Annotated in this window: 19 protein-coding genes and 1 tRNA gene; 14 read left to right on the plus strand and 6 right to left on the minus strand. The window is 71.6% G+C overall.

The features are described from left to right. Positions 1-14: 14 nt before the first annotated feature. Positions 15-2,033 carry a beta-galactosidase gene (locus tag ACFC1I_RS16455; protein ID WP_376011690.1) on the minus strand — a complete coding sequence of 673 codons (2,019 nt, stop codon included), beginning with the start codon at positions 2,031-2,033 and terminating at the stop codon, positions 15-17. A 197-nt stretch (positions 2,034-2,230) separates the two neighbouring features. Between ACFC1I_RS16455 and ACFC1I_RS16460 the strand changes: the two genes are divergently transcribed. The 4 genes from ACFC1I_RS16460 to ACFC1I_RS16475 all read left to right on the plus strand — a co-directional run bounded on the left by ACFC1I_RS16460 (position 2,231) and on the right by ACFC1I_RS16475 (position 6,403). Further along, positions 2,231-3,247, plus strand: a complete 1,017-nt coding sequence (locus tag ACFC1I_RS16460; RefSeq protein WP_376011693.1) for a LacI family DNA-binding transcriptional regulator — start codon at positions 2,231-2,233, stop codon at positions 3,245-3,247. A gap of 133 nt (positions 3,248-3,380) precedes the next feature. Beyond that, the gene (gene metG, locus ACFC1I_RS16465; protein WP_376011696.1) at positions 3,381-4,961 is read left to right on the plus strand and encodes a methionine--tRNA ligase; all 1,581 of its coding nucleotides are present in this window, start codon (positions 3,381-3,383) and stop codon (positions 4,959-4,961) included. Further along, on the plus strand, positions 4,961-5,872 hold the full coding sequence (locus ACFC1I_RS16470; RefSeq protein ID WP_376011699.1) for a TatD family hydrolase: 912 nt from the start codon (positions 4,961-4,963) through the stop codon (positions 5,870-5,872). The genes metG and ACFC1I_RS16470 overlap by 1 nt, the downstream gene beginning before the upstream one ends. Positions 5,873-5,890: 18 nt before the next feature. Then, positions 5,891-6,403 (plus strand): NUDIX domain-containing protein, encoded by a 513-nt coding sequence (locus tag ACFC1I_RS16475; protein WP_376011702.1) that lies wholly within the window; start codon positions 5,891-5,893, stop codon positions 6,401-6,403. 46 nt (positions 6,404-6,449) lie between these two features. Here ACFC1I_RS16475 and ACFC1I_RS16480 read toward each other — a convergent pair whose 3' ends face one another. Together ACFC1I_RS16480 and ACFC1I_RS16485 are read right to left on the minus strand one after the other, a co-directional pair. After that, entirely contained in the window at positions 6,450-7,754 is a 1,305-nt protein-coding gene (locus tag ACFC1I_RS16480; protein ID WP_376011705.1) for an MFS transporter, read from the minus strand. 89 nt (positions 7,755-7,843) lie between these two features. Continuing rightward, entirely contained in the window at positions 7,844-9,328 is a 1,485-nt protein-coding gene (locus ACFC1I_RS16485) for a sugar porter family MFS transporter (RefSeq protein WP_376011708.1), read from the minus strand. 181 nt (positions 9,329-9,509) lie between these two features. On the opposite strand from ACFC1I_RS16485, the gene rsmA reads away from it, so the two are divergent. Continuing rightward, positions 9,510-10,370 carry a 16S rRNA (adenine(1518)-N(6)/adenine(1519)-N(6))-dimethyltransferase RsmA gene (gene rsmA, locus ACFC1I_RS16490; protein ID WP_376011711.1) on the plus strand — a complete coding sequence of 287 codons (861 nt, stop codon included), beginning with the start codon at positions 9,510-9,512 and terminating at the stop codon, positions 10,368-10,370. Between the two features lie 117 nt (positions 10,371-10,487). Beyond that, positions 10,488-11,408 (plus strand): phosphodiesterase, encoded by a 921-nt coding sequence (locus tag ACFC1I_RS16495; protein ID WP_376011714.1) that lies wholly within the window; start codon positions 10,488-10,490, stop codon positions 11,406-11,408. Here ACFC1I_RS16495 and ACFC1I_RS16500 read toward each other — a convergent pair. Next, the gene (locus tag ACFC1I_RS16500; protein ID WP_376011716.1) at positions 11,356-12,942 is read right to left on the minus strand and encodes a stealth conserved region 3 domain-containing protein; all 1,587 of its coding nucleotides are present in this window, start codon (positions 12,940-12,942) and stop codon (positions 11,356-11,358) included. The genes ACFC1I_RS16495 and ACFC1I_RS16500 overlap by 53 nt on opposite strands. 169 nt (positions 12,943-13,111) lie before the next feature. On the opposite strand from ACFC1I_RS16500, the gene ACFC1I_RS16505 reads away from it, so the two are divergent. The 6 genes from ACFC1I_RS16505 (at position 13,112) to ACFC1I_RS16530 (ending at position 20,343) form a co-directional block, all read left to right on the plus strand. Then, positions 13,112-14,179 carry an aldo/keto reductase gene (locus ACFC1I_RS16505; RefSeq protein WP_376011719.1) on the plus strand — a complete coding sequence of 356 codons (1,068 nt, stop codon included), beginning with the start codon at positions 13,112-13,114 and terminating at the stop codon, positions 14,177-14,179. After that, entirely contained in the window at positions 14,176-15,102 is a 927-nt protein-coding gene (locus ACFC1I_RS16510; protein WP_376011722.1) for a 4-(cytidine 5'-diphospho)-2-C-methyl-D-erythritol kinase, read from the plus strand. The genes ACFC1I_RS16505 and ACFC1I_RS16510 overlap by 4 nt, the downstream gene beginning before the upstream one ends. Positions 15,103-15,160: 58 nt before the next feature. After that, positions 15,161-16,528 carry a GNAT family N-acetyltransferase gene (locus ACFC1I_RS16515; protein ID WP_376011725.1) on the plus strand — a complete coding sequence of 456 codons (1,368 nt, stop codon included), beginning with the start codon at positions 15,161-15,163 and terminating at the stop codon, positions 16,526-16,528. A 94-nt stretch (positions 16,529-16,622) separates the two neighbouring features. Further along, positions 16,623-17,672, plus strand: coding sequence for an iron ABC transporter substrate-binding protein (locus tag ACFC1I_RS16520; RefSeq protein ID WP_376011727.1), 1,050 nt, complete (start codon positions 16,623-16,625; stop codon positions 17,670-17,672). Between the two features lie 77 nt (positions 17,673-17,749). Then, a complete protein-coding gene (locus ACFC1I_RS16525; protein ID WP_376011730.1) occupies positions 17,750-19,225 on the plus strand; it encodes an ABC transporter permease in 1,476 nt (491 codons plus the stop codon). After that, complete coding sequence (locus ACFC1I_RS16530; protein ID WP_376011732.1) at positions 19,222-20,343, plus strand: ABC transporter ATP-binding protein; 1,122 nt, start codon at positions 19,222-19,224, stop codon at positions 20,341-20,343. The genes ACFC1I_RS16525 and ACFC1I_RS16530 overlap by 4 nt, the downstream gene beginning before the upstream one ends. On the opposite strand, the gene ACFC1I_RS16535 is transcribed toward ACFC1I_RS16530, so the two are convergent. Further along, positions 20,318-22,969 (minus strand): AMP-binding protein, encoded by a 2,652-nt coding sequence (locus tag ACFC1I_RS16535; RefSeq protein WP_376011734.1) that lies wholly within the window; start codon positions 22,967-22,969, stop codon positions 20,318-20,320. The genes ACFC1I_RS16530 and ACFC1I_RS16535 overlap by 26 nt on opposite strands. A 144-nt stretch (positions 22,970-23,113) precedes the next feature. Here ACFC1I_RS16535 and ACFC1I_RS16540 point away from each other — a divergent pair, with 144 nt between their 5' ends. Next, the gene (locus ACFC1I_RS16540) at positions 23,114-24,928 is read left to right on the plus strand and encodes an ABC-F family ATP-binding cassette domain-containing protein (RefSeq protein ID WP_376011737.1); all 1,815 of its coding nucleotides are present in this window, start codon (positions 23,114-23,116) and stop codon (positions 24,926-24,928) included. Positions 24,929-24,935: 7 nt separating this feature from the next. On the opposite strand, the gene ACFC1I_RS16545 is transcribed toward ACFC1I_RS16540, so the two are convergent. Beyond that, the gene (locus ACFC1I_RS16545) at positions 24,936-25,439 is read right to left on the minus strand and encodes a MarR family winged helix-turn-helix transcriptional regulator (RefSeq protein WP_376011740.1); all 504 of its coding nucleotides are present in this window, start codon (positions 25,437-25,439) and stop codon (positions 24,936-24,938) included. 146 nt (positions 25,440-25,585) lie between these two features. Here ACFC1I_RS16545 and ACFC1I_RS16550 point away from each other — a divergent pair. After that, positions 25,586-25,657, plus strand: a tRNA-Gln gene (locus ACFC1I_RS16550). The last annotated feature ends 1 nt before the right edge of the window (position 25,658 follow it).

Genomic DNA, 25,658 nt, shown 5'->3' on the forward strand with positions numbered 1-25,658 from the left:
AGGGTTCGGGTGGTTCAGGGGGTGTGCGGCGTGCGGACGACTGCGACGCCGCCGGCGGGCACGACGAGCTCGCCGGCGACGTCCGCGCCGCTGAGGAGCTCGACACCGGATGCTGCGAGGGAGGCGTCGGCGTCGCGGTGGTTGATCGCGATGACGTAGTCCGCGTCGTCGCCGCGGCGGATGACGACCTCGAGGCCTTCGGGGTGGCCCGAGGGGGCGACGCCGGCGTCGGCGTACACGTCCGACATGACGGTGCCGAGGCCCGCGGCATCCAATCGCGTGCTGATGTACCAGCCGTGCCCGGTGCCGTGCGCGTGACGCGTGATCGCCGCCTTGCCGGCGCCCGGACCGTCGACATACGTGGCCTTCACGTCGGCACCGTGCAGGACGAGGTCCTCCTGCCATGCGTCCGCGACGAGCGTCTCCGCGGTCGAGCCGGTCCATCCGACCGTGTGGCGAGCGCCCTCGCGGAGGGGAAGGAACTCCTCGACCACGACGCCGAGCGCGTCGCGCAGCGGTGCGACGAAGCCGCCCGGGTGCACGGCGTCGTTCTCGTCGACGATGGCAGAGAAGAACGAGACGACGAGCGTGCCGCCGGCCTCGACGTAGCGGGTGAGGTTCGCGGCGTCCGCGGCGCTCAGCAGGTACTGCGCCGGCGCCACGACGAGCTTGTACGCCGAGAGGTCCTGGCCGGGCAGGGCGAAGTCGACCGTGATGTTGTCGCGCCACAGCTGCTCGTAGAACGCGCGGATCTGGTCGGCGTGCGACACGTCGGCCGACGGGCGCCACTCGAGGTCCTGTGCCCAGAACGACTCGAAGTCCCACAGGATCGCGACGTCCGACGCGACCCGCGAGCCACGCACCTCTTCGAGGCGTCCGAGCGCGTCGCCGAGGTCGACGACCTCGCGCCAGACGCGGGAGGAGGTTCCGGCGTGCGGGATCATCGCCGAGTGGAACTTCTCGGCGCCCGAGCGTGACGCGCGCCACTGGAAGAAGAGGATGGCGTCGGCCCCGCGCGCGAGATGCGTGAGGGAGTTGCGGGCCATCTCGCCCGGTCGCTTGGCGACGTTGCGCGGCTGCCAGTTGACCGCAGACGTGGAGTGCTCCATGAGGATCCACGGTGTGCCGCCACCGACCGAGCGGGAGAGGTCGGCCGCGATCGCGAGGCCGATCTCGCCCTCGGGATCGGCCGCCCACAGGTAGTGGTCGTCCGACACGATGTCGACCTCGCGGGCCCATGCCCACAGGTCGGTCGTCCAGCTCTGGTTCGCCATGAAGTTCGTGGTGATGGGCTGCGTCGCGTGGGCGCGGATCGCGTCGCGCTCGGCGACGAAGCAGCCGCGCAGCTGCGCGTCGGTGAAGCGCGCGAAGTCCAGACGCTGCGCGGGGTTCACGACGGAAGGCGCCGCGGCCGGGGCGCCGATGTGGTCCCATTCGCCGTAGCGCTGACCCCAGAACGTGGTGCCCCACGCCGCGTTGAGCGCGTCGAGCGTGCCGTACTTCTCGCGGAGCCAGCCGCGGAAGGCGCGCACCGACTGCGCGGAGTAGTCCTCGCCGACCGGTACGCCGTACTCGTTGTGGACGTGCCACATCACGACCGCGGGGTGCGAGCCGTAGCGCTCGGCGAGCGCCGAGGCGATGCGCACGATCGCCTCCCGGTAGGCGGGCGACGCGTGCGAGGCCATGCCGCGCGCGCCGAAGCCCATCGTGACACCGTCGCGCGAGACCACGCGGGCGTCGGGGTGCGCGGCGAAGAACCACGCCGGGGGAGAGGCGGTGGGCGTGCCGAGATCGGCCGAGATGCCGTTCTCGTGCAGCAGGTCGAGCAGCTCGTCGAGCCACGCGAAGTCGAAGACTCCCTCGCTCGTCTCGATGAGGGCCCAGGCGAAGATGCCGACGCTGACCAGATTGACACCGGCCTCGCGCATGAGGGCGACGTCCTCGTGCCACACCTCTCGCGGCCACTGCTCGGGGGTGTAGTCGCCGCCGTAGGCGATGCCCCGGATCTCGGGCCAGCGGTCGGACGAGGTCATAGACGCTCCATCGGGTCGGTGCAGGGTCGTCCTGCTCGGCGAGTCGGTCGCAGCAACGGCTGTGACCGGTCACAGTCTTACCCGGACGGATGCCTCGGCGCAGGCTCGGGCCGGAAGCGTTACGAAACTGTGACCGGTCACAGTTTCCTTCGTGTCGGCGCGTCATTCGCGTCCGCACGGGGGTAGAGTCGCTCGTCGTGGAGGAGACGACGTCCGTGCGGCGCAAACCGACGATTCGCGATGTCGCCGCGGCTGCGGGCGTCTCACGCGGAACCGTCTCTCGGGTGATCAACGGCGGGCATTGGGTCTCGCCCGACGCGCGCGTCGCCGTCGAGGACGCCATCCGCCGCACCGGCTACACCGCCAATCACGCGGCCCGGAGCCTCGCCACCGGTCGTGCGGGCTCGCTCGCGTTCCTCCTCACCGAGCCTCAGCACCTGCTCTTCCAGGATCCGACGTTCGCACTCCTGCTGCGCGGCGCCGCCGAGGCTCTTGCGCAGCGCTCGATGACCCTGGTGCTCCTGGTCGCCGGCACCCCGGCCGAACGCGCGAACGTCGCACACTTCGTGAGCGCCGGTCATGTCGATGGGGTGCTCCTCATCTCGTCGCACGAGTCCGATCCGCTGGTCGACGAACTGCTCGAGGCCGGCGTGCCCACCGTGTGCTGCGGCATCCCCCTCGGCCATGAGGCGCAGGTGCCGACGGTGTCAGTCGACGAGATCGGCTCGGCCCGCGAGATGACCCGGTATCTGCAGGAGCGCGGGCACCGGCGCATCGCGATGATCGCCGGCCCCCACGACACGCCTGGCGGCAAGTTCCGCCTCGTCGGCTTCGAGGAGGCGATGGGCGACGACTTCGACCCGGTGCTCGTCGAGGAGGGCGACTACAGCCAGGAGTCCGGCGCGCTCGCGATGGCACGCCTGCTCGAGCGCAGCCGCGACATCGACGCCGTCTTCGCGGCCAGCGACCTGATGGCCGCCGGCGCGGTCACCGCCCTCCGCAAGGCGGGCCTGCGCGTCCCCGACGACATCGCCGTCGCGGGATTCGACGACTCGGGGCTGGCCGCCACCCACGAACCCGCACTCACGACGATGCGTCAGCCGTGGGATCGCATCAGCGACGGCATGGTCTCGCTGCTGCTCGAGGTCATCGACGGCGGTCGCCCCGCGCCGCTCACGCTCCCGACCACGCTGGTGGTCCGCGAGAGCGCCTGACGCGCGAGGACTGCGGGGGCGGCGCGTCCGAAACAACCCGCCCGAGTGTTACGTTCGGCCGCCTCCGGGCGTGCGGACGGCGGCGTCCGGTCACAGCGGCGGCCGAGGCATCCGCGCTGACTAGACTCGTCGGGTGACTTCCGGCCACCCGTCCTTCTACATCACGACGCCGATCTACTACCCGAGCGACGTGCCCCACATCGGCCACGGCTACACGACCGTGGCGGTCGACACGCTCGCGCGCTGGCACCGTCAGGCGGGCGACGACACCTGGATGCTGACGGGCACCGACGAGCACGGCCAGAAGATGATGCGCGCCGCGTCCGCGAACGGCGTCACGCCGCAGGAGTGGGTCGACAAGCTCGTCACCGAGGCGTGGTTCCCGCTGCTGAAGACGCTGGATGTCGCCAACGATGACTTCATCCGCACGACGCAGGCCCGCCACGAGGAGCGCGTGAAGCAGTTCGTGCAGGCGATCTACGACCGCGGCTACATCTACGCCGGCGAGTACGAGGCGCTGTACTGCGTGGGCTGCGAGGAGTTCAAGCCCGAGTCCGAGATCGTCGACGGCACCGGTGCCTTCGAGGGCCTCAAGGTCTGCGCGATCCACTCGAAGCCGCTCGAGCTGCTCCAGGAGAAGAACTACTTCTTCAAGCTCAGCGAGTTCCAGGACAAGCTCCTCGAGCTCTATTCGACGGTGCCGGACTTCGTGCGCCCCGAGTCGGCGCGCAACGAGGTCGTCTCGTTCGTGAAGAACGGCCTCAAGGACCTGTCGATCTCGCGCTCGGCGTTCGACTGGGGCATCCCGCTCCCGTGGGACGAGTCGCACGTCATCTACGTGTGGGTCGACGCGCTCCTCAACTACGCCACCGCGATCGGCTACGGCGAGGACCCCGAGCAGTTCGCCCGCCGCTGGCCGGCGTACCACATCGTCGGAAAAGACATCCTGCGCTTCCACGCCGTCATCTGGCCCGCGATGCTGATGGCTGCGGGACTCGAGGTGCCGCGCGGCGTCTTCGCCCACGGCTGGCTGCTCGTCGGCGGCGAGAAGATGTCGAAGTCGAAGCTCACCGGCATCGCGCCGACCGAGATCACCGACGTCTTCGGCTCGGACGCGTACCGCTTCTACTTCCTGTCGGCGATCGCGTTCGGCCAGGACGGCTCGTTCTCGTGGGAGGACCTCTCGGCCCGCTACCAGGCCGAGCTCGCGAACGGCTTCGGCAACCTCGCGTCTCGCACGACCGCGATGATCGAGAAGTACTTCGAGGGCGTCGTGCCCCCGGCGGGCGCGTACACCGACGCCGATCTGCACATCCAAAAGACGGTGGCGGATGCTGCGTCCCACGCCGACGCCGCGATCGAGCGGTTCCGCATCGATGAGGCGATCCACGCGATCTGGACCATCGTCGACGCGCTGAACCTGTACATCACGGAGAACGCGCCGTGGGCGCTCGCGAAGGACGACGCGCAGCGCGAGCGCCTGGGCACCGTGCTGTACACGGCGGCCGAGGGCCTGCGCGCGCTCGCCGTGCTGCTCTCGCCGGTGATGCCGGTGTCGACCGAGAAGCTCTGGATCGCACTCGGCGCCGCCGAGTCGATCGGGCGTCTGCAGGACCAGCCGATCCGCGAGGCGGGCGACTGGGGCGTGCTGAAGCCGGGCACGAGCGTCAACGGCCTCGCGCCGCTGTTCCCGCGCGTCGAGCAGTCGGTCTGATGGCGACACCGCCGGTGCCGTACCCCGCGGCGGGCTCCGACCCGTCGCAGTACGTGCGCACCCGCGAGAAGGGATCGCGCGACGTGTCGTATCCCGCGGCGCCCGAGCCGCTCGCAGTGCCGGTGTACGACAACCACGCGCATCTCGAGATCGAGGACGGCGTCGGCCTGTCGCTCGACGAGCAGCTCTCGCGGGCGGGCGAGGTCGGCGTGATCGGCGTCGTGCAGGCCGGGGGCGACATCGACTCGAGCCGCTGGTCGGCGTGGGCCGCAGCATCCCATCCCCGCGTGCTCGCGGCGGTCGCCATCCACCCCAACGAGGCACCCGCGTACCAGGCGGCCGGGCGGCTGGATGAGGCGATCAGCGTCATCGACGAGCTCGCCGCGCAGCCGCGCGTGCGTGCGATCGGCGAGACGGGGCTCGACTTCTTCCGGACCGACGAGGACGGCCGGCCGGCGCAGTTCGAGAGCTTCGAGGCGCATATCGCCCTCGCGAAGAAGCACGGCGTCGCGATGCAGATCCACGACCGCGACGCGCACGAGGCGGTCCTCGAGACGCTCGAACGCGTCGAGGCCCCCGAGCGCACGGTGTTCCACTGCTTCTCGGGCGACGCCGACATGGCGCGTATCGCGGGAGAGCGCGGGTACTACCTCTCGTTCGCCGGCAACGTCACCTTCAACAACGCGCAGAACCTGCGCGACGCGCTCGCGGTGATCCCGCGCGAGCGCATTCTGGTCGAGACGGATGCCCCGTTCCTCACGCCCACCCCGCATCGCGGCCGCCCCAACGCGCCGTACCTGATCCCGGTGACGGTGCGCTTCATGGCCGCCGAGCTCGGTGTCGACGTCGACGAGCTGTGCGCGCAGATCGCGGCGAACACGCTCGAGGTCTACGGGGCGTTCGAGGACTGAGCGGACGCGGGGGCTGCGGTGGACGACGAGCTGTGGGACCTGTTGGATGCTGCGGGCACACCCATCGGGCGGACGCACCGTCGGGGCGACCCGACGTTCCCCGAGGGGCTCTTCCACATCGTCGCGTCGGTGTGCGTCGTGCGCGGCGACGGGCTCGTGCTGCTGACCCGCCGCGCCGCGGTCAAGGACTGGGCTCTCACGTGGGAGTTCCCCGCGGGGAGCGCACTGACGGGTGAGACGAGCGCGCAGGCGGCGGTGCGCGAGCTGCACGAGGAGACCGGCATCCTCGTCGGCACCTCCGACCTCCGCCTCGTCGGCCGGCTGACGGAGCGCACCGCGCTGTTCGACGTCTACATCGCACGCGTGGACGGCGACCCGGTGCTCGCGCTCGACCCCGCCGAGGTGTGCGAGAGCGCGTGGGTGCCCTTCGCCGAGGCGCTGCGGCGCGGCGCGGCGGGCGAGATGGCGGGCCCGTGGACCCCGCGGCTCGAGCAGCTCGGCGACCGCCTGGCCGCGCTCGTCCGGGCGTAGCGCCCCGCCCTGAGCCGCAGCATCCATTCGTCCGTCCTGGCGACGGTCAGTCGATGAGGGGCTTGCCGCCGGCGCCGGGCTCGTCCTCTTCGGCGATCTGCTCGGCCTCGTCCGCATCGAGCACGGGCTTCGCGGCGGCGATGTGCGAGATCGAGCGCCACACCAGCAGCAGCGTGATGAGCGAGCCGCCGAAGGCGAACCACCACGGGGCGGTGAGCCCGAAGAGCTGGGCGAGGACGCCGCCGATGAACTGGCCGATCACGAGGCCGCCGAAGACGCCGACCATGTTGACCGAGGCGATGCGGCCCTGGAGCTCCATCGGGACGAGGCGCTGGCGCACGGTCGTCGAGATCGTGCCCCAGACGAACGCGTAGAGGCCGAAGCCGAACATGATGACGAAGGCCACCGCGGGCACCGTGGTCAGCGCGAAGGCGAGATGCATGAGCACCTCGAGCGACAGGCACACCCGCATGAGCGTCGAGAACGACACGTGCTTCTCGAGCCAGCCGAAGCTGAAGATCGCGATGATGCCGCCGAGCGCGGCGGCCGTCGTGAGGGCGCCGTAGCCGACGGGGCCCATGCCCAGGTGCTCGGTGGCGTACAGCACGAGCACGCCCCAGGGGGCCGCCCACGTGACGTTGAAGACGAGGATGATGATGACGAGCGTGCGCACCGGGGCGTTGTGGCGCAGCCACTGCAGGCCCTCACGGATGGCGTGCGCCTTCGTGCCGCGGCCGGAGTCGGGGTGTTCGGGCACCGGCGTACGAGCGATGCGCGAGATGAGCAGCACCGCCAACGCGACGCACAGCACCTGCAGCACGAACGGCCAGAACGAGCCCATCGCGAAGAGGAAGGCACCGAGCGGTGGCCCCGCGAGCTGGTTCGCGACGAGATAGCCCGCCTGCATGCGGGCGTTGCCGATGCCGAGGTCGGCCGGCTTCACGAGCATCGGCAGCAGGGTGCTGCCGGCCGAGTCGGCGAACACCTCGGCCGTGCCGTAGAGGAACGCCGTGACCAGCACCAGCCACACGGTGGCCTGCCCGGTGACGAGGAACACCACCAGCACGGTCACGACCACCGCCCGGAGCCCGTTGGCGAGCATCACGAGGCGGCGCCGGTCGTGGTGGTCGGCGACGGCTCCCGCGAGAAGGCCGAAGAGGAGCCAGGGCAGGAACTGCATCATGGCGCCGGCGGCGACGAGCACGGGAGAAGACGTGAGCGACGCGATCAGCAGCGGCGCGGCGGCGAGGGCGATGCCGTCGCCGAGGTTGCTGGTCCACGACGATGCGAGCAGCCACCGGAAGTCCGTCCCGAGGCGCCGCGGTGCGATCAATTCCCCGAGCGAAGGCATCCCGCCATCCTAAGAGGGCAGAGGGCGAGACGACAGACGCGGGACGAGACCCTGGGCTTCACCCGGGGTCTCGTCCCTCGACTGTCGTCTCACTCGGGGGCGGGAGCGGGGGCCGCGGCCCCTCTGCCGCGTCCGGGGCGCGTGAACAGCGTCTCGGTCTGCTCGATGTCCATGCCCTTCGTCTCGGGCACGCGCCAGGCGACGTAGATGAACGACAGCGCCGCGAACAGCGCGTACATGCCGTACGTGAGCGGCAGCGACCACGACGACATCGCGGGGAACGAGATCGTGATGAGGAAGTTCGCGATCCACTGCGCGCCGGCGGCGACACCGAGCGCCTTGCCGCGGATGCGGCTCGGGAAGATCTCGCCGAGGAGCACCCACACGAGCGGTCCCCACGAGGCGCCGAACCCGACGACGAACACGTTCGCCGCGACGAGCGCGATCGGGCCCCACGGCGCCGGCAGCACCACCGCGCCCTCGGCGTCGGTCGTCGAGAACAGGAACGAGATGGCCATGAGCCCGAGCGACAGCGTCATCATGACGGAGCCGGTGAGCAGGATGGGCTTCCGCCCGACCCGGTCGACCAGGAAGATCGCGATGAGCGTGACGAGCACGTTCGTGATGGACGTCACCACGCTGATCGTGAACGAGTCGCTCTCGTCGAAGCCGACCGACTGCCAGAGACTCGTCGAGTAGTAGAAGATCACGTTGATGCCGACGAACTGCTGGAACACCGACAGGATGATGCCGACCCACACGATGCGCTGAAGGCCGAGCACCGGACCGCGGATCGAGACGCCGGAGTTCTTGCGGTCGGTCTCGATCGCGGTCTCGAGCTCCCGGATCGTCTGGTCGAGGTCGGCGGGCGGCATGAGTCGCGCGAAGATCGTGCGGGCCTCGTCGACGCGGCCCTTCGACAGCAGGTACCGCGGCGACTCGGGGACGGTGAACGACAGGATGCCGTACACGGCCGACGGGATCACGCCCACGAGGAACATCCACCGCCACGCCTCGAGCCCGAACCAGAGCGTGCTGTCGGCGCCGCCGGCCGCGTTCGCGAGGAGCGCGTCCGAGAGGAGCGCCGCGAAGATGCCGATCGTGATCGCGAGCTGCTGCAGCGAGGCGAGTCCGCCGCGGACCTGCCGCGGGGCGATCTCGGCGATGTAGGCCGGTGCCACGACCGAGGCGATGCCGATGCCCAGACCGCCGATGACCCGCCAGAACGCGAGATCCCACGCCGAGAACGCGAGGCCGGCGCCGATGGAGCTCGCGAAGAACATGATCGCGCCGATGAACATGACGCGCAGGCGCCCCCACCGGTCCGACAGGTTGCCGGCGATGATCGCACCGACCGCGCAGCCGAGCAGCGCGATCGCGACGACGAACCCGGTGATGACGTCGTTGAGCCCGAAGTCCTTCGAGATCGAGTCGACGGCGCCGTTGATCACTGACGAGTCGAAGCCGAACAGGAACCCGCCGACGGCGGCCGCGACCGAGAGGCCGATCGCTCGTCGTCCGTAGGGACTGCGGAGGGAGAACGCGTCTGCGGGAATCGATCCGGTCGAGTTCATGCTGGTCACGCTAGCGTTCGGGTCGCCAATGCGGCAGGGGGCGCGGCGCACGGAATCGGATCCGCAGGAGCGGATCCGGGCGAAGAAACGCCTGGTGGCAGCATCCGGAACCGGCGTGTCGCGCCGGAGATCCGCACCTGCGGATCCGAGGTTGCGCACGCGCACGCCGTACAGTGAACGCATGCCCGTGACACTCCTCGGTGCGGCCGAGATCCGCGCGCTGGCCGCCGAACTCGACGTGACGCCGACCAAGAAGCTCGGGCAGAACTTCGTCGTCGACGCCAACACCGTCCGCAAGATCGTGCATGTCGCCGAGGTGCAGCCGGGCGATCGCGTCGTGGAGGTCGGCCCGGGTCTCGGGTCGCTGACCCTCGCGATCCTCGAGGCCGGGGCATCCGTCACCGCCGTCGAGATCGACCACCGGCTCGCCGAGCGCCTTCCCGCCACCGCGGCCGCGCACGGCGTCGCCGAGGGCGCGCTCACCGTCGTCGACGCCGACGCGCTGCGCGTCACGGAGCTCCCCGGCGACCCCACAGTGCTCGTCGCCAACCTGCCGTACAACGTCAGCGTGCCGGTGCTGCTGCACTTCCTGGAGAACTTCCCGTCGCTCGAGCGCGGGGTCGTGATGGTGCAGGCCGAGGTGGGGGAGCGGCTCGCCGCCCCGCCCGGTTCCAAGGTCTACGGCGCGCCGAGCGTCAAGGCCGCCTGGTACGGGCCGTGGCGCCTGGCGGGCACGGTGTCGCGCCAGGTCTTCTGGCCCGTCCCGAACGTCGACAGCGTGCTGGTCGGCTTCCATCGCGCCGCCGAGCCGCGCGGCGACGAAGAGCTGCGCAAGCGCACCTTCGCGATCGTGGATGCTGCGTTCCAGCAGCGGCGCAAGATGCTCCGGCAGGCGACGGCCGGCGTGCTCGGCGGTACGGCGGCGGCAGCATCCGTGATTCTGGAGAGCGCGGGGGTCGCGCCCACCGCACGCGGCGAGGACCTCTCGATCGAGGACTACGTGCGCATCGCGCAGGCGGCGCAGAGCGCCGCCGACAGCTGAAATTCAGCGGATCTTCACCGCGTCGTCGGGCAACTCCCGAAACATGCCGGTAACATTCGAGCGTCCGCCGTCCGGTTACACGGCACCTCGCCTCCCGGCGGACCGGAGTGACCCGACATGCGCACCGCCGAGTATCCGGCCCCCGAACGCATCCTGCTGCACCTCAGCGACACGCACCTGCGTGCGCCCTCGACGCCGCGCCTCTTCGACGTGGTCGACGGCGCGAACCGGCTCGCCGACACCATCGGCGTGATCGAGGCGAGCGGCATCCGCCCCGACGCGATCGTCGTCACCGGCGACCTCGCCGACCTCGGTGAACCGGGCGCCTACGCCGCGCTGCGTGCGCTCGTCGAGCCGTTCGCTGACCGCATCGGAACGCGCGTGCTGTGGGTGATGGGCAACCACGACGATCGCGCGGCGTTCCGGGCCGGCCTCTACGACGAAGCATCCGACGCGCGTCCCGTCGACCGTGTCGACGAGCTGGACGGCCTCCGCGTGATCACGCTCGACACCAGCGTGCCCGGCCACCACCACGGTGAGCTGCGCGACGAGCAGCTCGCCTGGCTCGCCGAGGTGCTGGCGACACCCGCCCCGCTCGGGACGATCCTCGCGATGCACCACCCGCCCGTGCCGAGCGTGCTGCCGCTCGCCGCGAGCGTCGAGCTGCACGACCAGCGCAAGCTCGCGGCGGTGCTGCGCGGCAGCGACGTGCGGGCGATCATCGCCGGTCACCTGCACTACTCGACGTTCGCGACGTTCGCCGGCATCCCGGTGTCGGTGGCGTCGTCGACCTGCTACGCCCAGGACCTCACCGTGCCCGTGGGCGGCACGCGCCCTCAGGACGGCGCGCAGGCGTTCAACCTCGTCCACGTCTACGACGACACGGTCGTGCACTCGGTCGTGCCAGTCGACGCGCCCCGCACGCTCGAGCACATCGACGCCGCAGAGGCGCAGCGGCGACTGCTGGCGGCGGGTGTGGCGGCCTTCAGCGGTGTGCGGAAGGATGCGCCGACCGAGCCGATTCCCGTGCGGCGCTGAACTCGTCGCGCTCCCACGGCGCCCGCACCGGGAACATGCGCTCCAGGGCGCTGCGGATCGCACGCACGCGCACCTCTTCGGGGACTTCGACCTCGCCCCCGTCGTTGAGGCAGAACATGTCGACGTCGCAGCGCTCCTCGAGCCGTTCCATCCGCCGCAGCCCCGCCGCGACAGTCGTCTGGATGTACCGCACACGCGGCGCCCGCGTCGCGATCGCCCGGCCGGTGAGGAGCGCGTAGTAGTGGTACAGGCTGTTGGTCACCGAGACGTCGGTCGCTGACCGGAAACGGGATGCCGCGGTGCGGGCGAAGTCGTCGGGGAAGGTCTGCTCGAGCTCGGCCATGACGCTCCTGCGCAGCGGCGCCGCGCAGTGCTCGAGGTCGCGCACGATCGTGCGGCCGAACCGCTCCCCGAGCAACGCGCGGTTGACCCTCAGTCCGTTGTCGTGGCCGCTGCGGTGGAGGGCGGGATCGCCGGCTCCGATGCGGACCTCGCACTCCACGAACTTCGTGATCCCGCCCGGCGAGAAGAACAGCTCGGGCTGCACCGCCCGCCCGAAGAACATGTCGTCGTTCGAATAGAGGAAGTGCTCGGCGATGCCGGGGATGCGGTGCAGCTGAGCCTCGACCGCGTGCGAGTTGTGCGTGGGCAGCACCGAGGGGTCGGCGAAGAACTCCGCGCTGCGGACGATCGTCACCTTCGGGTGATCCATCAGCCACGCGGGCGCGGGGGAGTCGGTGGCGATGAAGATGCGCCGGATCCAGGGCGCGTACATGTGGACGCTCCGCAGGGCGTAACGCAGCTCATCGACGTGCCGGTACCGAGCAGGTCCGTCATCGCCCTCGCCGACCACGTACTCCGAGAGCTGAGCCGCGCGCTGGCGCCGGAAGTCGCTCGACGACCCGTCCACCCACGAGAAGACGATGTCGATGTCTTCGGTGACCTCGAGCGGGTGCGGGTCGAACATGCCCTCGACGGTGCGCCACCGGCGGCCGTAGCGCTCGACCGTGGCGTACGCGACGTCCTCGGTGGCGGTGCGACGGCGCAGCAAGTCGTTGTCGCGCGGTGCCTCGATCATGTCGTCGCCGAAGCGCCAGAACTCCAGATGCACGCCCAGCGAGGGGCCGTAGCGCAGCGAGCCCGAGCGGCTGAGACGCGGGCGGTAGACGCGCACCGCCGCGGGCGCGTCGGGCACGTCTGCCGCGTCGCACGCCAGCAGCGGCGCGCGCCCCTTGCCCTTGACGTAGAGCGGCTCGCGCGTGCACACCGTGGACAGCGCCGTCTGCACCTCCGCGCGATGGCGCACGTCGACGACCAGCGCGGGCACCGTGCGGTCGTGCCGGACGAGCAGGAACGCGATGCCGGCGGCCTCGAGGGCGTCGGCCACGAGGAGCAGGTCGCTCTCGCGCGCATCGTGAGGCGAGACGTCGTCGTGCACGAGGTGGAGGATGCCCCGCTCGAGGACCACGTCGGTGCGCGCGACGAGCACGCTCCACGGGTCGGTGGCCGGGGGCAGCACAGACAGCAGGGTCATGCCGTCCTCCTTCTCGCTCGGTGGGCGTCGCGCTCGGACTGCGCCTGTCGCCACGATAAGGAGCGTCCGTTACGGCGACGTTTCGGACGTAGACCCTTGACACGGGGCTCGCCGGTGTGCCGCGCCTCCACCTCCTGCGCGCATGGGCCGACCTCGCTAGCCTGGACCGGTGACCGAAGACGAGCGCTACCTGTCCCGCGGCGGAGACCTCCACCGCCCCTACACCGCCGCCGCCGACCGCTACGTCGGAGCCGACTACCGTCGGGTCGGCACGTCTGGCCTCACGCTGCCGCCCGTGTCGCTCGGACTCTGGTGGAACTTCGGCGACAACATCCCGTTCGACAACCAGCGGGCGCTGCTGCGCCATGCGTTCGACCGCGGCATCACCCACTTCGACCTCGCGAACAACTACGGCCCGCCCTACGGCACCGCCGAGACGAACTTCGGGCGCATGATGCGCGAGGACTTCGCGCCGTACCGCGACGAGCTCATCATCTCGTCGAAGGCCGGCTACGACATGTGGCACGGCCCCTACGGCAACGGCGGCTCGCGCAAGTACCTCATCTCGAGCGCCGAGCAGTCCCTGAAGCGCATGAGCATCGACTACGTCGACATCTTCTACTCGCACCGCGTCGACCCCGACGTGCCGGTCGAGGAGACCGTGAGCGCCCTCGACACCCTGGTGCGGCAGGGCAAGGCGCTCTACGTCGGCATCTCGTCCTACAGCGCCGAGCGCACGGCGGTCGCAGCATCCGTCGCTCGCTCCCTCGGCACGCCGCTCGTGATCCACCAGCCGGCGTACTCGATCCTCAACCGCTGGGTCGAGGACGGCCTGACCGGCGTGCTGAAGCAGGAGGGCATGGGCGCGATCGCGTTCACCCCCCTCGCGCAGGGGCTCCTCACCGACAAGTACCTCGGCGACGGCTCGGCCCAGCGCGCGCAGCAGCGCGGCTCGCTGCCCAGCGGATCACTGAGCGAGAAGGGCCTGGCGACGCTGCGTTCGCTCGACGTGATCGCCAAGGAGCGCGGGCAGACGCTCGCGCAGATGGCGATCCAGTGGGTGCTGCGCGACCCCGTGGTGGCGTCGGCGCTCATCGGCGCCTCGCGCCCGGCGCAGCTCGACGAGAACCTCAAGGCGCTCGAGGGCCCGGCCTTCACGATGGAGGAGGAGGAGCGCATCGACGCGCTGTCGGACGGCATCGACGTGGACCTCTGGGCGGAATCGGCGAACCGGTGAGCCAGGCCCTCGCCGCCGACGGCGTCCGTGTGCGGGCACCCGGCAAGCTCAACCTCTTCTTCGAGGTCGGCGGTGTGCAGGACGACGGCTACCACGACGTGGCGTCGGCGTACCAGGCGGTGTCGCTGTACGAGGACGTCTGGGCGTCGCCTTCGGACGAGTTCACGGTGTCGATCTCGGGCACCGTCGACGTCTCGGGTGTGCCCGCCGACGACCGCAACCTCGCGGTGCGTGCGGCGCGGCTCGTTGCGCAGCGCATCGGCCATGAGGGCGGCGTGCACCTCGACATCGTGAAGCACGTGCCGGTCGCCGGCGGCATGGGCGGCGGATCGGCGGATGCTGCGGCCGCCCTCGTCGCGTGCGACGCGCTGTGGGGGGCCGAGCTCGGCACCGCCGAGCTGCAAAAGCTCGCGGCCCGGCTCGGCGCCGACGTGCCCTTCGCGTTGATGGGCGGGACAGCCGTGGGCACCGGCCGCGGCGACGAGCTGAGTCCGGCGCTCGCGAAGGGACGCTTCGACTGGGTCGTCGTGCCGTCGGAGGCGGGGCTGTCCACGCCAGAGGTGTACACGCACCTCGACGAGCTGCGTGCGCGGCCCGACATCGTGTCGGGCGCCCGGGTACCCGCCGTCGCGCCGGGCGTACTGCACGCGCTCCGGGCCGCCGACCCCATCGCACTCGCCGAGCACACCCGCAACGACCTGCAGATCGCGGCGCTGTCGCTGCGCCCCGAGCTGCGCGACGTGCTCGAGCTCGGCGAGGAGTCCGGAGCGCTGGCGGGCATGGTGTCGGGGTCCGGCCCTACGCTGGCGTTCCTGACCGTCGACCCCGAGTCGGCGCTCGAACTGCAGATCACGCTGTCGGCCGCCGGCTACGAGGCGCTCCATGTGCACGGGCCGGTCTCCGGCGCCCGCGTGGTCACCTGACACGGCCCGTCGGCCGCATACCGCCCTGAGCCCTCGCGGGCGTGGAGAGGAAGATCCCATGAGCACGACCGAGACCTACGGCCGCGTCGGCGAGACCGAGCGCGGCGCCTTCCGCGCGGGACCCGTCGACGGCGAATCCGCCGCGCGCCTGGCCGCCCACGGACTGGAGTACCAGCGCATCGCCGTCGACAGCGACGAGTACGTCGGCTGGCTGCAGTCCGTCGCGCGCGGCTTCCAGGACGGCGAGCGCTCCGCGGAGCAGGTCGCGGCAGCGCGCGAGCGCAGCGGCTACCGCCGGCTCACCGGCGTGTACGACCCGCAGTCGCCGGTGGACGCGCCGGTCGCGACCATCGCGTCGTGGCTCGGCGAGCTGACGGTGCCGGGAGAGGCGATGATCCCGTCGTGCGCGATCTCGGCGGTCACCGTCGCGCCGACGCATCGCCGCAAGGGCATTGCGCGGGCGATGCTCGAGGGCGAACTGCGCGCGGCCCACGCGTCGGGCATCCCGATGGCGATGCTCACCGTGAGCGAGTCGCCGCTGTACGGCCGCTACGGCTTCGCCCCGGCGGCGGCCGGCACCTCGTGGACGATCGAGACGAAGCGCGCCGCATGGATCGGTCCGCAGCCGGCCGGGCGCATCGACTTCATCGGCCGCGACCGCGTGCGCGAGCTGATGCCGGCCCTGCACGAGCGGGTACGGCACCGCACGGCCGGCGAGATCGACGTGCCCGGAGGCCACTGGGACGGCTTCGCCGGCACCAACCCGGCGGCCGAGAAGACCGGTGAGAAGCGCGCCGTGCAGTATGCCGATGCCGACGGCGAGGTGCGCGGCGCCGCGGTGTACGCCGTCCGCGAGAACCACGACGACTTCACGAAGGCGACCGTCTCGGTCCACTACCTCCTCGCCGAGACGGACGACGCGTATGCGGCGCTGTGGCGCTTCCTTCTCGAGCTCGACCTCGTCGCCGAGGTGCACGCGGGCGAGCTGTCGACCTCCGAGCCGCTGCTGTGGATGATCGCCGACCAGCGTGCCGCCAAGGTCACCGTGCGCGACCACCAGTACGTGCGGATCCTCGACGTCGTCGCGGCGCTCGAGACCCGTCGCTACGGCGGTCCCGGGACGCTGGTGCTCGACGTCTCCGACCCGCTCGGCATCGCCGCGGGCCGCTATCTCCTCGAGGCCGACGAGCGCGGCGCCGCCCGCGTGCGGCTCCTCGGTGAGGGCGAGGCCGCCGACGCGGCGACGGTGACGCTCGGCATCGCCGAGCTGTCGGCCACGTACCTGGGCGGGGTCTCGCTCGCGACCCTGGCCGCGGCCGGACGCGTGAGCGTGACCGGCGGCGCGGACGCAGCATCCGATGCTCTCGCGATGGCGACGCGCGTGCTCGGCTGGCACACGGCGCCGCGCCTGAGCATCTGGTACTGAGCAGCCCGCAGCGACGGGGGGACGGGAACCGGACGAAACACGGACGGCGGGTGCTTTAGGCTAGCCTTACCTGTCTGTTCTCGAGGGGTTCCCCATGCCTTCACGCCTTCGCCCTTCCGCGCGCCTGCGCCACGTCCTCGTCGTCCCCGTCGTGCTCGCGGGCCTCGCCCTCGCCGGGTGCGCCGGTGGCGCCGCCGGTGAGAAGGCCGCCGATCCGGACGCTCTCGTCGTGTACAACGCGCAGCACGAGCAGCTCACCGAGGAGTGGGCCGACGCGTTCACGAAGGAGACCGGCATCGACGTCGTGCTCCGCAACGGCGACGACAGCGAGCTCGCGAACCAGCTGGTGCAGGAGGGGCAAGCCTCCAAGGCCGACGTGTTCCTCACCGAGAACTCGCCGGCGATGTCGCTCGTCGAAGACGCGGACCTGTTCGCGCCCGTGGACGAGGCCACCCTGGCCCTCGTTCCCGAGCAGTTCCGTCCGGGGTCGGGTCTGTGGACGGGGATCGCCGCCCGTTCGACGGTGCTGGTCTACAACCCCGAGCTGATCTCGGAGGACGAGCTCCCGGCATCCCTTCTCGATCTCGCCGATCCGGAGTGGAAGGGCAAGTGGGGCGCCGCGCCCGCGAAGGCCGACTTCCAGGCGATCGTGTCGGCCGTGCTCGCGACCCAGGGTGAGGAGGGCGCTCGGGACTGGCTGAACGGCATGGCAGAGAACGCGGTCGAGTACCGCAACAACATCGTCACCATGAAGGCGGTCAACGCCGGCGAGGTGCCGATGGGCATCATCTACCACTACTACTGGTTCCGTGATCAGGATGCCGCGGCCGAAGACAGCGCGAACACGAAGCTGCACTACTTCGGCAACCAGGACCCGGGTGCCTTCGTCAGCATCTCGGGCGGCGGCGTGCTGAAGAACGCGCCCCACGCCGACGAGGCGCAGCAGTTCCTCGCGTTCATCGCGGGGGAGCAGGGGCAGAAGATCCTCGGCGAGGGCTACAGCTTCGAGTACCCGGTCGCGTCCGACGTGGCGGCCAAGCCCGAGCTGCCCCCGCTCGCGGAGCTCGACGCGCCCGTGATCGACCCGTCGACCCTCAACGGTCCCGCGGTCATCGAGCTGATGACGGAAGCCGGACTCCTCTGACCCAGCTCCAGACCCGGACACCCCCGCGCGGCACGAACGAGAAGCGCCCGCCCGCCGGGCTCGTCGTCGTCGTCGCGGTGCTGGCCCTCGGGGCCCTGATCCCGATCGGCTACGTCGTGCAGGCGGCGTTCGCGATGGGGTGGGAGCAGCTGTCGGCCCTCGTCTTCCGTCCGAAGGTCGCCGAGCTGCTGGTCAACACGGTGCTGCTCGTGGTGATCGGGGTGCCCGCGACGGTCGTCCTCGGCGTGGGCGGAGCCTGGCTGGTCGAGCGCACGACGCTCCCGGGGCGCGGGATCTTCAAGGCCGCGCTGGCCGCGCCGCTCGCGATCCCCGCGTTCGTCGCGAGCTACGGCTGGGCCAGCGCCATCCCGTCGATGAACGGGCTGTGGGCGGCGGTGCTCGTCGCGACGCTGGCGTACTTCCCACTCGTGTACCTGCCCGCCCTCGCCGCGATCAGGGGCCTGGACCCTGCGCTCGAAGAGTCGGCGCGCTCGCTCGGCATGGGGTCGTGGGCGGTCTTCTTCCGGGTCGTCGCGCCGCAGCTGCGTCTCGCCGTGCTCGGCGGGGCGCTCGTGGTCGCGCTGCACCTGCTGGCGGAGTACGGCGCCTTCGCCTTCCTGCGGTTCGACACGTTCACCACGGCCATCGTCGTCGCCTACGAGAGCATGTTCGCCGGACCCAACGCGGCCGCCCTCGGCCTCGTGCTGGCGCTGCTGTGCCTGATCCTCCTGGGCGCCGAGTCGGCGGCCCGGGGCCGCGCCCGTTACGCCCGCGTCGGCGGCGGTTCGCCGCACCCCGCTGAGACCCTCGCGCTCGGACGGCTGTCGGTCCCGGCGTTCGCAGCGGTGGCGGCGGTGCTGACCGGCGCGCTCGTGGTGCCGTTGACGAGCGTGGTCCGGTGGCTGATGAGGGCGGATGCCACGGCCTTCGACGACGTCGGCATCGCGGCGGTGCAGACGCTCGGTCTCGCGCTGGCGGGCGCGGCCGTCACGATCGCCGTCGCCCTACCGTTCGCGTGGCTGGCGGTGCGCTACCCGGGCCGGCTGTCGCGGCTGCTCGAGGGCGCGGCGTACCTCGCGAGCAGTCTCCCTGCGATCATCGTGGCGCTCGCGTTCGTCGCGGTCACGCTCGCGTTTGCGCCGGCGCTCTACCAGACGGCGTTCACCGTGGTCGCGGCCTACGTCGTGATCTTCCTGCCGCGGGCTCTCGTCCCGCCGCGCGCGGGGCTCTCGCAGGTGCCCGAGTCTCTCGAGGAGGCCGCGCGCGCCCTCGCCGTGCCGCCCGCCGCCGCGCGGCTGCGGGTCACCGTGCCGCTGCTGCTCCCCGCGATCGGCGCGGGCGCGGCGCTCGTGGCGCTCGGCGCGGCGAACGAGCTCACAGCCACCCTGCTGCTCGCCCCGACCGGCACCAGCACCGTCGCGACGAGCTTCTGGTCCGCAGCATCCTCTCTCGACTACCCGGCCGCCGCGCCGTACGCGGTGCTGCTGGTGCTGCTGTCGGTGCCGGCGGTCGCGCTCATGTTCACGCACGCGACGGGGAGGACCCTCAGATGACTCTGCGGCTGGAGGGCGTGTCGAAGGCCTACGGCGGCACCGAGGTGCTGCGCGACGTCTCGCTCGAGGTTCCCCGCGGCACGCGCCTCGCCCTCGTCGGCGCATCGGGCAGCGGCAAGACCACGCTGCTGCGGCTGGTCGCCGGTTTCGTCGACCCCGATGCCGGCACGATCAGCCTCGGCGACCGCGAGCTGTCGGGTCACGGCCGGACCGTGCCCACCCACCGGCGGGGCATCGGCTACGTCGCGCAGGACGGCGCACTGTTCCCGCACCTGTCGGTCGCCCGCAACATCGCGTTCGGGCTTCCGCGCGGCGCGGGCCGCACGGACCGCGTGCGCGAGCTGCTCGAGCTCGCGTCGCTGCACCCCGACCTCGCCACACGCATGCCGCACGAGCTGTCGGGCGGTCAGCAGCAGCGCGTGGCCCTGGCGCGCGCGCTCGCCCAGAACCCCGGCGTGATCCTGCTCGACGAGCCGTTCAGCGCGCTCGACACGGGCCTGAGGTCCGCGACCCGCGACGCGGTGGTCGACGTGCTGGAGCGCAGCGGCGTGACGGCCGTGCTGGTGACGCACGATCAGCACGAGGCGCTGTCGTTCGGGCACCAGGTCGGTGTCCTCGTCGGCGGTCGCCTCGTGCAGTCCGGCGACCCGATGGCGGTCTACGACGCACCGATCGATGCGAGCGTCGCGCTGTTCCTCGGCGACGCGCTCGTGGTGCCCGCCCGGTCCGACGACGACGGCGTGGAATGCGGGTTCGGCCGGCTGGCCGTGCGGCACGACCTCTCCGGCGGCGCGGAACGCGTGCGGGCGATGGTGCGCCCGGCGCAGCTGCGCGTGGCAGCCGCCGCGCACGGGGCGGCGGCGACACTCGCTCCGGTGGCCAACGGCACCGTCGTCGCGGTGCGCCCCGCCGGATCCACCGCCGACCTGCGGCTGCGCGTCGGCGCCGGCGAGTTCGAGGCCGAGCTCATGTACCGGGTGCCGCAGCACCGCGCCGCCGCGTTCGCGCCCGGCACGGCCGTGCGCGTGATCGTCGAGGGCGGCGTGGTGCTCTACGCCGCGTCGGGCGAGTCCGCCGCGACGGGCAGCATCGTCACGCGCGGCGCAGCCGCAGGCTGAGCGGGGTCGTCCCGCGGCGAAGCATCGCCCAGCCGGAGGCGACGCGGTCGCCGGCGCTCACGTACAGCCGGTAGGCGATTACGCCGACCACGAACGACAGCAGCGTCCCGAGCCAGGGCGCGCTCTGCTCGAACGGCGGGTACACCTGCCAGTGTGTGAGGTACACGAACAGGGACGCGCTCGCGACGGTGACCACGAGCGGCACCGCGAGGCGGGGGAGCGGAATGGCCCGCACCCAGATCAGGGCGAGGACCCCGCCCGCCACGATCGCCTCGCGCCATAGCTCGCCGAAGAAGCCGAACGTCGCCGCGACCGCGACCACCGACACGACCACGCGTCGGGCGGTGGTGTCGGCGCGCGCCACCAGCCAGCCGAGCGCGACGAGCCACAGCACGACCGGGGCCGAATAGCGCTCCACGAACTCCGCGGTGGGGCCGGCGATGGCGAAGCGGGCGGCGAGCGCGACCGCCAGCGCGACGAACGCGAACCCGAAGGGCGCGCGGCGCTCGAGCCGCTCGATGCGGCGGATACCGAAGAGGGCCGCCGCGCCTGCGAACGACCAGAGCATCGCCTCGAGGAACCAGAACTGCCACTGCTCGTTCCACCGGCCGTCGCCGGGGACGAAGTTGTTCACGAGCGCGACGGTCGTGGGCGCGTACTGGCCGGTGACGAGCGCGACCGCGCCGATCCACAGCACGGCCGGCACGGCCAGCTGCAGGGCACTGCGTCCGAGGCGCTTGAGGCGCGCGGTGCCCGCGACGGGCGCGAGCTGGAATCGCGCCAGGTTGTAGCCGGCGACCGCGAGGAGCAGATGCGCCCCGCCTTTCAGCGCGAGGAGGTCGGCGTGGGTCGCGACGATGAGGAAGATCGCCGCCGCTCGCAGCACGACCGGCGTCTCGAGACGCGTCCACGTGAAGGGGCGTCGCCAGGGACGTGCCGCACGCGCCGCCGCAGCGCCTGCGGGCGCAGCATCCGTCCCCCCGTTCGTGACAGGAGTGTGCGAGGGCGGTGGTGCGAGTTCGCGCGGGGTGCGCGTCGGCCAGTCCCTGGGGAGCGCGCCGATCATGTCTTCGAGGCGCAGCGAGACCTCGACGTAGCTCAGGGAGTCACCGCCGAGGCCGGCGAACGTGTCGTCGAGGCCCGCGTCGGGCTCGCCGAGGAGGGTCGCGTACAGGTCGCGCACCGTTTCAGGCGTGACCGCTGCCGGCTCGGCGGGTGCCGCTTCGGTCGCGGTGGCGGTGCGGTCGTGCACCGCGGCGAAGCGCACCAGCGCCGCGTAGTCGCGCTTGCCGCTGGAGGTGCGGGGGAACTCGGTCACCGCGTACGCGCCGATCACCCGTGCCGGCATGCCGGTGAGAGCGGCGGCGCGTTCCCGCGCCCGGGCGGCCGCGCGGTCGGAGGTCGCGAAGAGCAGCAGCCGCTCGTCGGCGCTCGCCGCGCGCACCTCGATCCCCTCGTCGGCGAGGAGGCTCTCGACGCGATCAAGGTCGAGGCGCAGTCCGAACACCTTCACGAAGCGGTTCATGCGGCCGACGATCTCGTACAGCCCATCGGTGCGGAGGCGTGCGACGTCGCCGGTGCGGAGCTCGGTCACGGTGCGGCCGAGGGCGAAGTCCTCGGGGCCGTGCGCGTAGCCCATCATGACGTTCGGGCCTTCGTACACGAGCTCACCCGACTGGGCGCCGCCTTCCGCATCGATGCGGAACGCGCCGCTGGGGATGGGCCGGCCGATGGCGCCGGCGTGCGTCATCGCGAGGTCGGGCGGGAGGTAGGCCATGCGCGCCGTCGCTTCGGTCTGCCCGTACATCACGAACAGCTCGAACCCGCGTTCGCGGCCGAGGTGGGCGAACCGCCGCACGGCGTCGGGCGTCATCCGTCCGCCCGCCTGCGTGAGGTAGCGCAGCGACGGCAGGTCGTCGCCGTCGAAGCCCCGTGCCTCGAGCAGCTCGAAAGTGTACGGCACGCCCGCGAACGAGGTGACGGCGTGGGCGCGTGCGCGTACCCAGAACTCCTCGTCGGCGACGGAGCGGTCGGTGAGCAGCAGGCTCGCCCCGCTGAGCAGGTGGCTGTTGACCACCGAGAGCCCGTAGCAGTACTGGAGGGGGAGGGTCGTCGCCGCACGGTCGGCGGGGGAGAGTTGCAGATACTCGGCGATCGCCGCCGCGTTGCTGCGCACGTTCTCGGCCGACAGCCGCACGAGCTTCGGCGAGCCCGTGGAGCCCGACGTGCTCGAGAGCACGGCGAGGTCGGGGTGGAACTCGTGACGGCTCCCGGGGCGGCGTTCGTCCAGCGTCCAGCCCGAGCCGCCGTCGTGCGCGACGACGTCGGGGTCGAACCGGGCGATGAGCGAGGCGCGATGGGCGCGCGATGCCCCGTCGTCCTCGCCCGAGACCAGAAGCACCGGGTGCCCGCCCTCGAGCGCGGCGAGGTAGGTCACGATCGGCTCGGCGGCGTTGCCCGCGGCGATCATCACGAGCCGGCGCACCTCGCCGAGCTCCTCGCGGCGCCGCTGCACCCGATCGCGCAGCTCCGCGTAGTCGATCCGCGTGCCGTCGGCGATCAGCGCGGTGTGGTCGGGGGCCCCTCCGAGGAGGGACAGGCCGAGGGCGTGCGCAGTCGCGGTCATAGAGGGGGGCTTTCTCCTGGCGCGGCGATGCGGCAGAGGTGGGGTCCGCGCGCGTGCTAGGTATGCCTAGCCTAACCTGTGCCGTTCATCGCGTCCGCGGTATGACGCCGGGTGGCGCAGTGGGTCGCCTAGCCTTGAGGGAACATGGCACATCTTCTGGGGGCCGAGGCCCTGCACCTGGAGTTCCCGACGAAGGTCGTCTTCGACCGCGTCTCGCTCGGTATCGACGAGGGCGACCGCATCGGCGTCGTCGGTCGCAACGGCGACGGCAAGTCGAGCCTGCTGGCGATGCTCGCCGGCCGCCTCGAGCCCGACGGCGGCCGTGTGACGGTGCGCGGCGGGGTGCGCGTCGGAGTGCTCGACCAGGCCGACACTCTCGACGACGCGCTCACGATCCGCGAGGCCGTCGTCGGTGACAGGCCCGATCACGAGTGGGCCGGCGACGCGCGTACGCGCGACGTGATCGCGGGCCTCCTCGGCGATCTCGCGTGGGACGGTCCCGTCGCGGGGCTCTCCGGAGGGCAGCGCCGTCGCGTGTCGCTCGCGGCACTGCTCGTCGGCGACCACGACGTCGTCTTCCTCGACGAGCCCACCAACCACCTCGACGTCGAGGCGATCGCCTGGCTCGCCGAGCACATCAAGCGCCGCTGGCCGGCGAACCAGGGCGGACTCCTGGTCGTGACGCACGACCGCTGGTTCCTCGACGAGGTGTGCAACACCACGTGGGAGGTGCACGACCGCATCGTCGAGCCGTTCGAGGGCGGCTACGCGGCGTACATCCTGCAGCGCGTCGAGCGCGACCGCCAGGCCGCCGTCATCGAGCAGCGCCGGCAGAACCTCGCCCGCAAAGAGCTCGCGTGGCTGCGCCGCGGGGCGCCGGCGCGCACCTCGAAGCCCAAGTTCCGCATCGACGCCGCCAACGTGCTCATCGCCGACGTGCCCGAGATCCGCGATGCCACCGAGCTGCGCTCGCTCGCCGTCTCGCGCCTCGGCAAGGATGTCGTCGACCTCCTCGACGCCGGCGTCTCGTACGGCGACCGCGAGGTGCTGCACCCCGTCGAGTGGCGCATCGCGCCGGGCGAGCGCACCGGCATCCTGGGCGTGAACGGCGCCGGCAAGTCGACCCTGCTGGGGCTCGTCGCCGGCGACGTGGAGCCCACCGTCGGTCGCGTGAAGCGCGGCAAGACCGTGAAGGTCGCCACCCTCACCCAGCGTCTCGACGAGCTCGAGGAGCACCTCGACGACCCGGTCCGTGTCGTGATCTCGCGCCTGCGCACCACCTACACCTTCGGCAGCGGTTCGAAGGCGCAGGAGCTCACGCCCGGCCAGCTGCTCGAGAGCATGGGCTTCGCCTCGGCACAGCTGTCGACGCCCGTGAAGGACCTCTCCGGCGGTCAGAAGCGCCGCCTGCAGCTGCTGCTGATCCTCCTCGAGCAGCCGAACGTGCTGATCCTCGACGAGCCCACGAACGACCTCGACACCGACATGCTCGCCGCCATCGAGGACCTCCTCGACTCGTGGCCCGGCACGCTCCTCGTCGTCTCGCACGACCGCTACTTCATCGAGCGCGTCACCGACCAGCAGTTCGCGATCCTCGGCGGCCACCTACGCCACCTCCCCGGCGGTGTCGACGAGTACCTGCGTCTGCGCGAACGTGAGCGCTCCGCCGGCCCCGCGACGTCGAAGGGGGCGGATGCTGCGGCCGCATCATCCGTCTCATCCCGCACGCCTGCGCTGTCGGGGCAGGAGCTGCGCGCCGCGCAGAAGGAGGTCGCGTCGCTCGAGCGCCGCCTCGAGAAGCTCGAGACGCAGATCGCCGCCGCGAAGACGGCGCTCGCCGACCACGACCAGTCGGACTACGTCGGCCTCGGCGCCGAGATGGCCCGCATCGGCGAGCTCGAGAAGGAGCGCGACGGCGTCGAGGAGCGCTGGTTCGAGCTCACCGAGCAGATCGGCTGAGCTCGCGTCAGTCCGCGGCGTCGAAGCCGAGGCTGAGCTTGCGAAGCAGGGCGGCGAGGCGGTCGCGGTCGGCGCGTGACAGGGCGTCGAGGAGCAGCGCCTCAGCATCGACGAGACGTGTGATCGCAGCATCCACCCGGATCTTGCCCTCGTCGGTGAGGGTCACCAGGATGCTGCGGCCGTCGTCGGGGTCGGACTCGCGGCGCACCAGCCGGCGCCCGACGAGGCGGTCGATGCGGTTCGTCATCGTGCCGCTCGAGACGAGAGTCTGCTGCAGCAGCTGCTTCGGGCTCAGCTGGAACGGCTCGCCCGCGCGGCGGAGGGCCGACAGCACGTCCCACTCCCACGGCTCGAGCTCGCTGCGCTTGAACGCGTCGCGGCGCGCGCGGTCGAGGTGACGCGACAGCCGATCGACGCGCGACAGCACGCCGAGGGGAGAGAAGTCGAGGTCGGGGCGCTGCGTCGTCCACGCCTCGACGATGCGGTCCACCTCGTCGCTCTGCGCCGTCATGCCCCCATTATTCCGACATGGATGCTGCGTCCCCGCGCCCTCGCAGACAACGCACGATCCGTGCGCGCGAGCGAGACCGCGCGCGGGCGCGCACGAGGCATCTGGCAGACTTGTCGGGCGGCGCCCGGCACCCGGAAGCGCCGCGGTCCGCCGTGGTGTAATGGCAGCACGACAGCCTTTGGAGCTGTGAGGTCTAGGTTCGAGTCCTGGCGGCGGAGC

Origin of the sequence: Microbacterium sp. NPDC056044, assembly GCF_042267145.1 — a bacterium.
In the GTDB taxonomy this organism is placed as follows: Bacteria; Actinomycetota; Actinomycetes; order Actinomycetales; family Microbacteriaceae; genus Microbacterium.

Excerpts from the sequence above, each read along its gene's own strand:
- ACFC1I_RS16455 (WP_376011690.1), bottom strand. The coding sequence starts at position 2,033 with ATGACCTCGTCCGACCGCTGGCCCGAGATCCGGGGCATCGCCTACGGC.
- ACFC1I_RS16470 (WP_376011699.1), top strand. The coding sequence starts at position 4,961 with ATGGCGACACCGCCGGTGCCGTACCCCGCGGCGGGCTCCGACCCGTCG.
- ACFC1I_RS16480 (WP_376011705.1), bottom strand. The coding sequence starts at position 7,754 with ATGCCTTCGCTCGGGGAATTGATCGCACCGCGGCGCCTCGGGACGGAC.
- ACFC1I_RS16485 (WP_376011708.1), bottom strand. The coding sequence starts at position 9,328 with ATGAACTCGACCGGATCGATTCCCGCAGACGCGTTCTCCCTCCGCAGT.
- rsmA (WP_376011711.1), top strand. The coding sequence starts at position 9,510 with ATGCCCGTGACACTCCTCGGTGCGGCCGAGATCCGCGCGCTGGCCGCC.
- ACFC1I_RS16495 (WP_376011714.1), top strand. The coding sequence starts at position 10,488 with ATGCGCACCGCCGAGTATCCGGCCCCCGAACGCATCCTGCTGCACCTC.
- ACFC1I_RS16500 (WP_376011716.1), bottom strand. The coding sequence starts at position 12,942 with ATGACCCTGCTGTCTGTGCTGCCCCCGGCCACCGACCCGTGGAGCGTG.
- ACFC1I_RS16515 (WP_376011725.1), top strand. The coding sequence starts at position 15,161 with ATGAGCACGACCGAGACCTACGGCCGCGTCGGCGAGACCGAGCGCGGC.
- ACFC1I_RS16520 (WP_376011727.1), top strand. The coding sequence starts at position 16,623 with ATGCCTTCACGCCTTCGCCCTTCCGCGCGCCTGCGCCACGTCCTCGTC.
- ACFC1I_RS16530 (WP_376011732.1), top strand. The coding sequence starts at position 19,222 with ATGACTCTGCGGCTGGAGGGCGTGTCGAAGGCCTACGGCGGCACCGAG.
- ACFC1I_RS16535 (WP_376011734.1), bottom strand. The coding sequence starts at position 22,969 with ATGACCGCGACTGCGCACGCCCTCGGCCTGTCCCTCCTCGGAGGGGCC.
- ACFC1I_RS16540 (WP_376011737.1), top strand. The coding sequence starts at position 23,114 with ATGGCACATCTTCTGGGGGCCGAGGCCCTGCACCTGGAGTTCCCGACG.
- ACFC1I_RS16545 (WP_376011740.1), bottom strand. The coding sequence starts at position 25,439 with ATGACGGCGCAGAGCGACGAGGTGGACCGCATCGTCGAGGCGTGGACG.